The sequence below is a fragment of the Pseudomonas sp. S49 genome, from assembly GCF_009866785.1.
Classification (GTDB): domain Bacteria; phylum Pseudomonadota; class Gammaproteobacteria; order Pseudomonadales; family Pseudomonadaceae; genus Aquipseudomonas.
The window spans coordinates 4,677,981-4,692,092 of the sequence record NZ_CP019432.1 but is presented as its reverse complement, the minus strand read 5'-3'; the positions used below and the strand labels follow the sequence as shown (position 1 = coordinate 4,692,092).

Annotated in this window: 2 protein-coding genes; one reads left to right on the top strand and one right to left on the bottom strand. The window is 61.9% G+C overall.

The genetic code is table 11. The features are described from left to right. Positions 1-8 precede the first annotated feature (8 nt). Positions 9-563 (bottom strand): RNA polymerase factor sigma-70, encoded by a 555-nt coding sequence (locus tag PspS49_RS20525; RefSeq protein WP_141127401.1) that lies wholly within the window; start codon positions 561-563, stop codon positions 9-11. Between the two features lie 369 nt (positions 564-932). Between PspS49_RS20525 and PspS49_RS20520 the strand changes: the two genes are divergently transcribed. Next, positions 933-13,931: a non-ribosomal peptide synthetase gene (locus PspS49_RS20520; protein WP_160041277.1), complete on the top strand. Its 12,999-nt coding sequence runs from the start codon at positions 933-935 to the stop codon at positions 13,929-13,931. Positions 13,932-14,112: the final 181 nt, after the last annotated feature.

Sequence of the window (14,112 nt, the reverse complement as noted above, 5' to 3'; positions counted from 1 at the left end):
TCTGAATCTTAGCGACGACCCGCGATCACCGCATCCCGACGACTGCCCGAGACCTTGCGGCAGTGCACCAGCGCATCACGAATCATGAAGTTGACCAGGGTCGGCGAAACGCCGAGTTCCTTGGCGATGTCCTTTTGCGGCACGCCGTGCAGGCGGTACATCTCGAACGCATAACGAGTGCGACTCGGCAGCTCGGTCAGTGCGTCGGCGATGTTTTCCAGGGTCGAAAAATTGATGTGCGAGGTTTCCGGCGAAGCACCCTGGATGACCACATTCAGCCCTTCCTCTTCAGGGCCGGAGTATTTTTGTTCCAGCGCCTGTTTACGGTAGTGATCGATGGCGAGGTTGCGCACGATCTGGAACAGATAGCTCAGTTGCGCCTTGATCGACGACGTGATCGGTGGCGCCGATTGCAGTCGGAAAAACGCATCCTGCACCACATCTTCGGCGCGCGACCGGCAGCCGGTAATGCGGGCTGCAATCTTGACCAGAATCAGTCGATTGTCGACGAATGCCTGAAGTAGCGGTGAATCGCACTTGCTTGTGGATACTTGTTCCGTCATGGAAATCACCTTGCTGCCAAATAGGTTAGTGGGACGCCTTCGGGGACGGGCCGTCCTACACATCGAGCGACAAATTATGTTGAATGATAATGATTGTCAATTGAGAAAGAGAACTAATGATCCAAATCGGTGCGATGTGAGAACTGCGACACGCCGCCACACCCCGGCCCCGTTGGCGATCCAGCCTGCCGACTAATTATTTCAAGACGTCATCCGTTCTCATTGGTGAATGGTTCCGGGTGAAGCGCCCGGCCAGACAGCATTCCAATGCCTCGCGCGGTCGGCACAGACCGCGCCCTGCATGCCCTTTGAGGGGCGTGACGCAGCAACCCGATTCCACTAGCAAGCCGAATTCAGGCAGGAAACCTCATGACCGACGCGTTCGAACTCCCCAGCACCCTGGTCCAAGCCCTCCAGCGCCGCGCGGCCCTGACGCCGGATCAACTGGCCTTGCGTTTTCTTGCCGAAAACCCAGAGCAGGCTGTGGTGCTCAGCTATCGCGAACTGGATCAGCGCGCGCGCACCATTGCCGCTGCATTGCAGGCTGACGCTGAATTCGGTGATCGCGCGGTGCTGCTGTTCCCAAGCGGTCCGGATTACGTCGCGGCGTTTTTTGGCTGCCTGTACGCAGGGGTGATCGCGGTGCCGGCCTATCCGCCGGAATCCGCGCGTCGTCACCATCAGGAGCGTTTGCTGTCGATCATTGCCGATGCCGAACCGCGTCTGCTGCTGACCAGCACCGACCTGCGCGACGCCTTGCAGCAAATCGAAGGCGCGCCGCCGCTGCTGTGTGTCGACAGCCTCGACAGCGCACTGGCGCAAAACTGGGTTGAGCCGAATCTGCCACCAGACCACATCGCCTTCCTGCAATACACTTCCGGCTCCACCGCGTTGCCCAAAGGCGTGCAAGTCAGCCACGGCAATCTGGTCGCCAACGAATTGCTGATCCGCCACGGTTTCGGTATCGATATGAACCCTGATGACGTCATCGTCAGCTGGTTGCCGCTGTATCACGACATGGGTTTGATCGGTGGTCTGCTGCAACCGATTTTCAGCGGCGTGCCATGCATCCTGATGTCGCCGGCCTACTTCCTCGGCCGGCCATTGCGCTGGCTCGAAGCGATCAGCCAATACGGCGGCACCATCAGCGGCGGGCCGGACTTCGCTTATCGCTTGTGCAGCGAGCGGGTCAGCGAATCGGCGCTTGAACGCCTGGATCTAAGCGGCTGGCGTGTGGCCTATTCCGGCTCCGAACCGATCCGTCTCGACACCCTCGAACGCTTCGCCGAGAAGTTCACCGCGAGCGGTTTCAGCGCCGACAGTTTCATGGCTTCTTACGGTCTCGCCGAGGCCACGCTGTTCGTCGCCGGCACCCCACGCGGCACCGGTATTCCCGCGCTGCGCGTCGACGATCAGGCTTTGGCACAAAACCGTGCCGAGCCGGGCGAGGGCAGCCCGATCATGAGCTGCGGCATCAGCCAGCCCGAACACGCCGTGCTGATCATCGAACCGCAATCACTGGAAGAACTCGCCGATAACGCCGTCGGTGAAGTCTGGGCTGCCGGGCCGAGTATCGCCCTCGGGTACTGGCGCAACCCCGAAGCCAGCGCCAAGACCTTCGTTCAGCACGCCGGCCGGACCTGGCTGCGTACCGGTGACCTGGGCTTTATGCGCGACGGTGAACTGTTCATCACTGGCCGTTTGAAAGACATGCTGATCGTGCGTGGTCACAACCTGTATCCGCAGGACATCGAGAAGACCGTCGAAAACGAAGTGGAAGTGGTGCGCAAGGGCCGCGTCGCTGCATTCGCCGTCAGTCAGAATGGCGAAGAGGGCATCGGCATCGCGGCGGAAATCAGCCGTAGCGTGCAGAAAATCCTGCCGCCGGAAGCGTTGATCAAAGCCATCCGCCAAGCGGTGGCCGAGGCTTATCAAGAGGCCCCAAGCGTGGTGGTGCTGCTCAATCCAGGCGCGCTGCCGAAAACCTCCAGTGGCAAATTGCAGCGTTCGGCGTGCCGCAATCGCCTGGCCGATGGCAGCCTCGACAGTTACGCGGTGTTTCCGTCGAACACGTCCGAAACTCACGGTGCAACAGCCAGCACATCCGAACTCGAAGCACTGATCGGTAAAATCTGGGCCGAGCAACTCGGCGTCAAACAGGTCAACGCCGACGATCACTTCTTCCTGCTCGGCGGCAACTCGATCGCCGCCGCCCAAGTCATCGCCCGAGTCCGCGAAGAACTCGCCCTTGAGCTGAACCTGCGCCTGCTGTTCGAAGCGCCGACGCTGGCCGCGTTCGCCGCTGCCGTGGCGCAACAGCAACAGGACGGCGGTAGCGCTCAAGGCGCAATCACCGCGTTGTCGCGCTCCGAACCAATGCCGCAATCGCTGGCACAAAACCGTTTGTGGATCACCTGGCAACTCGACCCACAGAGCAGCGCCTACAACATTCCCGGTGCCCTGCGTTTACGCGGCGAACTGGACGAAGACGCCTTGCGCGCCAGCTTCCAGCAACTGATCGAGCGCCACGAATCCCTGCGTACGCGCTTCTTCGAGCGCGACGGCGTGGCCTTGCAACAAGTCGATGCCGCCGCCGAATTCAATTTGCAATTGGTCGACATCAGCGACCTGCCGGCCCATGAGCGTGAAGCCCGCGCGCAACAAATCCGCGAAGAAGAAGCACGCACCCGGTTCGATCTGGAAAATGGCCCGCTGCTGTGGGTGACGCTGGTGCGCCTCGATGACGAAGATCATCAACTGCTGGTGACGATGCACCACATCATCGCCGACGGCTGGTCGCTGAACGTGTTGATCGACGAGTTCTCGCGCCTGTACGCCGCCGCTTCGCAAGGCGCGACGGCTAGCCTCGCGCCACTGCCAACCCAGTACGCCGATTACGGCAGCTGGCAGCGCCAATGGCTGGCGCAAGGTGAGGGCGAGCGACAACTGGCCTACTGGAAAGCGCAGTTGGGTGACGAGCATCCGACGCTGGAACTGGCCACCGATCATCCGCGTTCGGCGCAAAAAAATCACAGCGCAGCACGCCACACTGTGCGTCTGGGCGCCAGCCTCAGCGATGCGATCCGCAACACGGCGCAAACGCATCAATCGACGCCGTTCATGCTGCTGCTCTCGGCATTCCAGAGTTTGCTGCAGCGCTACAGCGGTCAGCGCGACATCCGCATCGGTGTGCCGAATGCCAACCGTCCGCGCCTGGAAACCCAAGGCCTGATCGGTTTCTTCATCAACACTCAAGTGCTGCGCGCCGAGATTGATTCGCGCCTGCCGTTTGTTGAACTACTGGCCCAGACCCGCGAGGCCGCCCTCGGGGCACAAGCGAATCAGGATCTGCCCTTCGAACAACTGCTCGAAGCCTTCCCGCAGGCCCGCGAACAAGGCCTGTTCCAGGTCATGTTCAACCACCAGCAGCGCGATCTGAGCGCGCTCAAGCGCCTGCCGGGGCTGCTCGCCGAAGAGCTGCCGTGGCACAGTCGCGAAGCCAAGTTCGACCTGCAACTGCACAGCGAAGAAGACCGTAACGGTCGCCTGACCTTGTCGTTCGACTACGCCAGTGAATTGTTCGACGCCGCGACCATCGCGCGTCTGGCCGAGCACTTCAGCAACCTGTTGCGCGCAGTTTGCGAACGCCCGGAGCAAGCCATCGGTGATCTGCAGTTGCTGACCACCAGCGAGTACGATCAGCAAAAAGTCTGGGGCGTTGCACCCTGCACCCCGGCGCAACAATGGCTGCCGGAACTGCTCCACGAACAGGCGCGCCTGACCTCTGAGCGCACGGCGCTGGTATGGGACGGCGGCAGCCTCGATTTCGCCGAATTGAACAGCCAGTCCAATCGTCTCGCGCACTATCTGCGCGACAAAGGCGTCGGCCCGGATGTCTGCGTGGCCATCGCCGCCGAGCGTTCGCCGCAGCTGTTGATCGGTCTGCTGGCGATCATCAAGGCCGGCGGCGCCTATGTACCGCTGGACCCGGATTACCCGGCCGATCGACTGGCCTACATGCTCAGCGACAGCGGCGTCGAATTGCTCCTGACCCAAACCGAATTGCTCGGCCGTTTGCCGGCCAGCGACGGCGTCAGCGTGATTGCCATGGACGCGTTGCACCTGGAAAACTGGCCGAGCCAGGCACCGGGTTTGCACCTGCACGGCGACAACCTCGCCTATGTGATTTACACCTCGGGTTCCACTGGCCAGCCGAAAGGCGTCGGCAACACTCACGCCGCGCTGGCCGAACGTCTGCAATGGATGCAGAACGCTTACGCCCTCAATGAAACTGATGTGCTGATGCAAAAGGCGCCGATCAGTTTCGACGTGTCGGTGTGGGAATGCTTCTGGCCGCTGATCACTGGCGCGCGTCTGCTGATTGCCGGCCCCGGCGAACACCGCGATCCGCATCGCATCGCCCAGCTCGTTAAAGAACATGGCGTGACCACGTTGCACTTTGTGCCGCCGCTGCTCTCGCTGTTCATCGACGAACCGCTGAGCGCCGAGTGCACCAGCCTGCGCCGGGTATTCTCCGGCGGTGAAGCGCTGCCGGCCGAACTGCGTAATCGCGTGTTGGCGCAGTTGCCAACGGTGCAACTGCACAACCGTTACGGCCCGACCGAAACCGCGATCAACGTCACCCACTGGCATTGCACCACGGCCGATGGCGAACGCTCGCCGATCGGCCGGCCGTTGGGCAACGTGATTTGCCGCGTGCTCGATGCCGATCTCAATCCAGTGCCGAGCGGTGTGCCGGGTGAGCTGTGCATCAGCGGCGTCGGTCTGGCCCGTGGTTACCTCGGCCGACCGTCCTTGACCGCTGAACGTTTTGTCGTCGATCCGCTGGGCGAGCAGGGCGCACGTTTGTACCGCACTGGCGACCGTGCGCGCTGGACCTGCGACGGCGTGATCGAATACCTCGGCCGTCTTGATCAGCAGGTCAAACTGCGTGGCTTCCGCGTTGAACCGGAAGAAATCGAAGCACGCTTGCTCGCACAGGACGGCGTCGCCCAAGCCGTGGTGCAGGTGCGTGAAACTGCTGCCGGCGCGCAGCTGATCGGCTACTTCACCGCCACCGATGCCAGCGAAGATCACGACGATCAAATAACACGCCTGAAAACCGCACTGGCCGCCGAGCTGCCGGAATACATGGTCCCGGCGCAACTGATGCGCCTCGACGCAATGCCCCTCAGCCCAAGCGGCAAACTCGACCGCCGCGCGCTGCCCGAACCGCAATGGCAAGTGCGTGAACACGTCGAGCCGGTGACTGAACTGGAACAGCAGATCGCCGCGATCTGGCGCGAAGTGCTCGGTCTGGCACAAGTCGGCCTGCGCGACGATTTCTTCGCCCTCGGCGGTCACTCGCTGCTGGCCACGCAAATCATCTCACGCAGCCGTCAGGCCTGCGACGTCGAACTGCCGTTGCGCGCCTTGTTCGAACACAGCGAACTCGGTGATTTCGCCGAACAGATCCGCCTGATCCAGGCCAGCGGCCGCACCAACAAACAGCCGCCGATCGACAAGGTTGATCGCAGCAAACCGGTGCCGTTGTCGTACTCGCAACAGCGCATGTGGTTCCTCTGGCAGATGGAGCCGGACAGCCCGGCGTACAACGTCGGCGGCATGGCGCGTCTGCGCGGCGTGTTGCATGTCGAGCGTTTCGAGGCGGCGTTGCAAGCGCTGATCCTGCGCCACGAAACCCTGCGCACCACGTTCCCGAGCGTCGACGGCGTCGCCCGTCAGCAGGTGCATGCCGAAACCGGTGTGCGCATGGGCTGGAAGGATTTTTCAAAACTTGCCGCCGATGCACGTGAGCAAAAGGTTCAGCAACTGGCCGATGAGGAAGCACATCTGCCGTTCGATCTGGAAACCGGTCCGCTGCTGCGCGCCTGTTTGGTGAAGACTGCCGAGCAAGAGCATTACTTTGTCCTGACTCTGCACCACATCGTCACCGAAGGCTGGGCGATGGACATTTTCGCCCGCGAACTCAGTGCGCTCTATGAAGCGTTTGTCGATGACCGTGATTCACCGCTTGAGCCGCTGCCGGTGCAGTACCTCGACTACAGCGTCTGGCAACGCAACTGGCTGGAATCCGGCGAGCGTCAGCGTCAGCTCGACTACTGGACCGCGCAACTCGGCCGTGAACATCCGCTGCTGGAGTTGCCCGGTGATCGTCCGCGTCCGCCGGTGCAAAGCCACCAAGGCGAACTGTTCCGCTTCGACCTGAGCGATGACCTCGCCGCGCGGGTTCGTGCGTTCAATGCGCAAAACGGTCTGACCCTGTTCATGACCATGACCGCCGCACTCGCCACCCTGCTGTATCGCTACAGCGGCCAGACCGATCTGCGCATCGGCGCGCCGGTAGCCAACCGCATCCGTCCGGAAAGCGAAGGGCTGATCGGGGCGTTCCTCAACACCCAAGTGCTGCGTTGCCAGCTCGACGGCATGATGTCGGTCGGCGAACTGTTCGAGCAGGTGCGCCACACCGTGATCGAAGGCCAGTCGCATCAGGATCTGCCGTTCGATCATCTGGTCGAAGCGTTGCAGCCGCCGCGCAGTGCTGCGTACAACCCGCTGTTCCAGGTGATGTGCAACGTGCAGCGCTGGGAATTCCAGCAGAGCCGCATGCTCGCCGGCATGACCGTCGAGTACCTGGCCAACGATGCGCGGGCGACCAAGTTCGACCTCAACCTGGAAGTCACCGACCTCGACCATCGCCTCGGTTGCTGCCTGACCTACAGCACTGATCTGTTCGATGAGCCGACCATCGCGCGCATGGCCAAACATTGGCGCAATCTGCTTGAAGCGCTGATCGCCGATCCGCAACAGCGCCTCAGCGAATTGCCGCTGCTCGATCAACCCGAGCAACAGCAGCTGCTCGACAGCCTTGGCATCGAGCCGGGCGAGCATCGTCTCGACCAGTGCATTCATCACCTGTTCGCCGAACAGGCGCTGGCGCGCAAAGACGCGCCGGCCCTGACCTTCGCCGGGCAGACCCTGAGCTACGCCGAACTCGATGCCCGCGCCAATCGTCTGGCCTGGGCCCTGCGAGAGCGCGGCGTCGGTCCGCAAGTGCGCGTTGGTCTGGCACTGGAGCGCTCGCTGGAAATGGTCATCGGCCTGCTGGCGATTCTCAAGGCTGGCGGCGCGTACGTGCCGCTGGACCCGGAATACCCGCTCGACCGTCTGCATTACATGATCGAAGACAGCCGCATTGGTTTGCTGCTCAGTGATCGCGCGATGTTCAACGCCCTCGGCGATCTGCCGCCAAATGTGGCGCGTTGGTGCCTGGAGGAGGACAGCGCAGCGCTGGCCGCTTACCCGGCCAGCGAGCTGCCGTTTATCAGCCTGCCACAGCATCAGGCGTACCTGATTTACACCTCGGGTTCGACCGGCAAGCCGAAAGGCGTGGTGGTCTCCCACGGTGAAATCGCCATGCACTGCCAAGCGGTGATCGAGCGTTTCGGTATGCGCCCCGACGACTGCGAACTGCACTTCTATTCGATCAACTTCGATGCGGCGACCGAACGTCTGCTGGTGCCGCTGCTCAGCGGTGCGCAGGTGGTGTTGCGTGCGCAGGGTCAGTGGGACGCGGAAGAAATCTGCGGCTTGATCCGTGCTCATCAGATCAACGTGCTCGGTTTTACCCCGAGCTACGGCAGCCAGTTGGCGCAGTTCCTGTCCACGCAAAACGAAATCCTCCCGGTGCGGATGATCATCACCGGTGGCGAAGCGTTGACCGGTGAACACCTGCAACGGATTCGCGCAGCGTTCAAACCGGCGACGTTCTTCAACGCCTATGGCCCGACCGAAACCGTGGTCATGCCGCTGGCCAGTCTGGCGCCGGAGGTGCTGGAAGAGGGCGCCGGCAGTGTGCCGATTGGCAGCGTGATCGGTGCGCGTGTTGCCTACATTCTCGACGCCGATCTGGCGCTGGTGCCGCAAGGCGCGACGGGTGAACTGTTCGTTGGCGGCGCAGGTCTGGCCCAGGCCTATCACGACCGTCCGGGCATTACCGCCGAACGTTTTGTCGCGGATCCGTTCGCCACCGATGGCGGGCGCATGTACCGCACCGGCGACCTGGTGCGCCAGCGTGCCGATGGTTTGGTGGAATACCTGGGCCGGATCGACCATCAGGTAAAGATCCGTGGTTTCCGTATTGAACTGGGCGAAATCGAAACGCGCCTGCTCGATCACGACTCGATCCGCGAAGCCGTCGTGCTCGCACTGGATGCGCCGAGCGGCAAGCAATTGGTCGGTTACCTCGTCACCGATGTCGCTGAGCAAAACGAAGCCAAGCAGGCCGAGCTGCGCGAAGCCCTCAAGTCGCACCTCAAGGCGCAACTGCCGGATTACATGGTGCCGACGCATCTGATTCTGCTGGCGAGCATGCCGCTGACCGCCAACGGCAAACTCGATCGCCGCGCGTTGCCGGCGCCGGATCCTGAGTTGAATCGTCAGGATTATGTTGCGCCGAGCAACGAGCTGGAGCAGGCCCTGGCGCAGATCTGGTGCGAAGTGCTCAACGTCGAACAGGTCGGTCTCAACGACAACTTCTTCGAACTCGGCGGCGATTCGATTCTGTCGATTCAAGTGGTCAGCCGTGCCCGTCAGCAGGGCATTCATTTCAGCCCGCGCGATCTGTTCCAGCACCAGACTGTGCAAACCCTCGCCGCTGTGGCCAGCCGCACCGAACAAGTGACGGCGGAGCAAGGCTTGGTGGTTGGTGAATCGCGTCTGACGCCGATTCAGCACTGGTTCTTCGATACCGATATTCCTGAGCGTCAGCATTGGAACCAGGCGTTGTTGCTGGAGCCGACGGTGACCCTCGAACCCCATCGTCTGGAGCAAGCGCTGCTGGCGGTGATCGAACAGCATGATGCCTTGCGTCTGCGCTTCACCGAGGCCGACGGTCAATGGCAAGCGACGCACCAACCGGTCTCCGATGCGGCGGTGTTGTGGCAAGTGCGCGTCACCTCGATGGACAAGTGCGAAGCGCTGTTCGCTGATGCGCAACGCAGCCTTGATCTGGTAAACGGCCCGCTGGTTCGCGCCTTGCTGGTCGACGGCCCTGAAGGTCAGCAACGCCTGTTTATCGCGATCCATCACTTGGTGGTCGACGGCGTGTCGTGGCGCGTGTTGCTCGACGATGTGCAAACGGTCTATCGCCAACTGACGGCTGAGCAATCGGTAAAACTACCGGCGAAAACCAGTGCTTTCAAGGATTGGACGGCACGCTTGCAGGCCTACGCCGGCAGCGAATCCCTGCGTGAAGAACTCAACTGGTGGCAGACCCAACTGGCCGGTCAGAACGCCGATCTGCCTTGCGAAAATCCGCAGGGCGGCCAGCACAATCGTCATGCGCAAACCGTCAGCGTGCGCCTCGATGCCGAGCACACCAAACAGTTGCTGCAACAGGCGCCGGCCGCCTATCGCACTCAGGTCAACGATCTGTTGCTGACGGCATTGGCGCGCGTGCTGTGCCGCTGGAGCGGTCAGCCGTCGGCGCTGATTCAACTGGAAGGCCACGGTCGCGAAACCCTGTTCGACGAGATCGACCTGACCCGCACCGTCGGCTGGTTCACCAGCGCCTACCCACTGCGTCTGACCCCGCACAACATCGAAGAAGCCGCCGGGCAGGGCGCATCAATCAAAGCGATCAAGGAGCAACTGCGCGCAGTGCCGCACAAAGGTCTGGGTTATGGCGTGCTGCGTTATCTCGCCGACGATCTCAGCCAGCGCAGCATGGCCGCGTTGCCGCAGGCGCCGGTCACCTTCAACTACCTCGGCCAGTTCGACCAGAGCTTCGGTAGCGATGCGCTGTTCCGTCCGCTGGATGAAGCGGTCGGTGCCGCCCACGATCCGCAGGCGCCATTGCCGAACGAACTGAGCATCGACAGCCAGGTTTACGGTGGTGAATTGCTGCTGCGCTGGACCTTCAGCGCCGAGCGTTACGAGGCGCAAACCATCCACGATCTGGCCGACGCTTACCTCGGCGAGCTGCAAAGCCTGATCGCCCATTGCCTGCAAGACGAGGCCGGCGGCCTGACGCCGTCGGACTTCCCGCTGGCCAGACTGACTCAGGCGCAACTCGATGCGTTGCCGGTGCCGGCCGCGCACATCGAAGACGTCTATCCGCTGACGCCAATGCAGGAAGGCATGTTGCTGCACACCTTGCTCGAGCCGGGCACCGGTCTGTACTACATGCAGGATCGCTACCGCATCAACAGCGAACTCGACGCCGAGCGTTTCGCCCAGGCGTGGCAAGCAGTAATCGCCCGTCACGAAGCGTTGCGCGCGTCGTTCTGCTGGAACGTCGGCGAAGACATGCTGCAAGTGATTCACACGCCGGGTCGCACGCCGATCGAGTATCTGGACTGGAGCGCCATCGCTGAAACCGAGCAGGAACCGAAGCTGCAAACGCTGCTGAAAAACGAGCGCGAAGCCGGTTTCGATCTGCTCAATCAGGCGCCATTTCATCTGCGCCTGATCAAGGTCGGCGCGGCGCGTTACTGGTTCATGATGAGCAACCACCACATCCTCATCGATGCCTGGTGCCGCTCGTTGCTGATGAATGACTTCTTCGAAATCTACACCGCACTGGGTGAGGGGCGTGAAGCGCAACTCGCCGTGCCGCCGCGTTATCGCGATTACATCGGCTGGTTGCAACGCCAGAGCCTGGCCGAAGCGCGGCAGTGGTGGCAGCAGAACCTGCGAGGGTTCGAGCGTACTACACCGATCCCGAGCGACCGGCCGTTCCTGCGTGAACATGCTGGCGAAAGCGGCGGCATGATCGTCGGCGACCGCTACACTCGCCTCAATGTCGAGGACGGCGCGCGTCTGCGTGAACTGGCGCAGGCCCATCAACTGACCATCAACACCTTCGCCCAAGCGGCGTGGGCCTTGGTGCTGCGGCGTATGAGCGGCGATCGTGACGTGCTGTTCGGCGTGACCGTGGCCGGTCGCCCGGTGGAAATGCCGGAGATGCAACGTACTGTCGGCCTGTTCATCAACAGTATTGCGCTGCGGGTGCAGATGCCGGCGGACGATGAACGCAGCAGCGTGCGTCAGTGGCTCAGTGGTTTGCTCGACAGCAACATGCAGCTGCGCGAGTACGAATACCTGCCGCTGGTGAACATTCAGGAACAGAGCGAACTGCCGAAAGGCCAGCCGCTGTTCGACAGCCTGTTCGTCTTCGAAAACGCCCCGGTGGAAGTCTCGGTGCTTGATCGCGCGCAGAGCCTGAATGCGACCTCGGACTCGGGCCGTACGCACACTAACTTCCCGCTGACGGCGGTGTGCTACCCCGGTGATGATCTCGGTCTGCACTTGTCGTATGACCAGCGTTATTTCGACGAATCGACCATTGAGCGCATGCTCGGCGAGTTCAAACGTCTACTGCTGGCGCTGGTCGACGGCTTCCATGGCGACATGGCCGATCTGCCGCTGGTGGGCAGTGAAGAACAGGACTTCCTGGTGCACGGTTGCAACCAGAGTGCCCACGATTATCCGCTGGAGCAGAGCTACGTTGCGCTGTTCGAAGCTCAAGTTGCCGCGCATCCGCAGCGCATCGCCGCTACATGCCTTGACCAGCAACAGAGCTACGCCGAGCTGAACCACAACGCCAACCGTCTCGGCCATGCACTGGTCGCCGCGGGTGTGCAGATGGATCAACCGGTGGCCTTGCTCGCAGAACGGAATCTCGATCTGCTCGGCATGATCATCGGCAGCTTCAAGGCTGGCGCGGGTTATCTGCCACTGGATCCGGGCCTGCCGAGTCAACGTCTGCAACGCATCATCGAGCTGAGCCGCACGCCGGTGCTGGTCTGCTCTAAAACATGCTTTGAACAGGCGCAGACCTTGCTGGATGAATTCAGCTGCGCCAATCGCCCGCGCTTGCTGGTGTGGGAAGAGGTTCAAGCAGCGGCGACGTCGGCGCAGAACCTGGGCATTTACAGCGGCCCGGACAACCTCGCCTACGTGATCTACACCTCGGGCTCCACCGGCCTGCCGAAAGGCGTGATGGTCGAGCAGCGCGGCATGCTCAACAATCAGTTGAGCAAGGTGCCGTATCTGCAACTGAGCGACGCCGACGTGATCGCCCAGACCGCGTCGCAAAGCTTCGATATTTCGGTCTGGCAGTTCCTCGCCGCGCCGTTGTTCGGCGCGCGGGTGGACATCGTGCCGAACACCATCGCCCACGATCCGCAAGGGTTGCTGGTGCATGTGCAGGCGCAGGGCATCACCGTGCTGGAGAGTGTGCCTTCGTTGATCCAGGGCATGCTCGCCTCGGATCGTCTGAGTCTGGATGGCCTGCGCTGGATGCTGCCGACCGGTGAGGCAATGCCGCCGGAACTGGCGCACCAATGGCTGCTGCGTTACCCGGACATCGGGCTGGTCAACGCTTATGGCCCGGCGGAATGCTCCGATGACGTGGCGTTCTTCCGCGTCGACATGGCGTCGACGCGCGGCAGTTACTTGCCGATCGGTACGCCGACCGACAACAACTTGCTGTACCTCGTTGATGGCGCTCTGGAACTGGTGCCGTTGGGCGCGGTAGGGGAGTTGTGCGTGGCGGGTACGGGCGTTGGTCGCGGTTATGTCAGCGATCCGTTGCGCACCGCGCCGGTGTTTGTGCCGAACCCGTTCGGTGCGCCGGGCGAGCGTCTGTATCGCACTGGCGACCTGGCGCGGCGTCGCAGCGACGGAGTGTTGGAGTACGTCGGTCGGGTTGACCATCAGGTGAAGATTCGCGGTTATCGCATCGAACTGGGCGAGATCGAAGCGCGTCTGCACGAACAACCGGAAGTACGCGATGGCGCGGTCGGTGTGCAGGAAGGCGTTAACGGTAAGCACTTGGTCGGTTATCTGGTGGCTGCTGATAGCGCGCTGAATCCGGGTGAACGACTGGAGCGGATCAAGCAGCGGTTGCGCGCCGAACTGCCGGAATACATGGTGCCGCTGCACTGGTTGTGGCTCGATCAGCTGCCGCGCAATACCAACGGCAAACTCGATCGCAAAGCCTTGCCGGCGCTGGAGATCGGCCAGTTGCAGAGCCAGGATTATCTGGCCCCGCGCAATGATCTTGAACAGACGTTGGCTGATATCTGGGCCGAGGTATTGAAGGTCGAGCAAGTTGGTGTCCGCGACAACTTCTTCGAGCTGGGCGGGCACTCGTTGCTGGCCACGCAGATCGCTTCGCGCGTGCAGAAAACCCTGCAACGTGATGTGCCGTTGCGGGCGATGTTCGAATGCAGCACGGTGGAGGAACTGGCTGAGTACATTGATGGACTGGCGGCGAGTGACATTACCGAGGAGAAGGTTGATCGGTTGAATGATCTGATGGCGGAGCTGGAGGGGCTTTGATTCTCTAGCGTTTGTACGGGCCTCATCGCGAGCAGGCTCACTCCTACATTTTGGAATGCGTTCCCCTGTAGGAGTGAGGCTGCTCGCGATTGGCGTCCGTACATTCACCTACATTTCCAAGGTTGACGACCAGCAACCGGCAGCTCAGTCTGCCGGTTCTCTTTTTTTGTCGCGGGGGTGG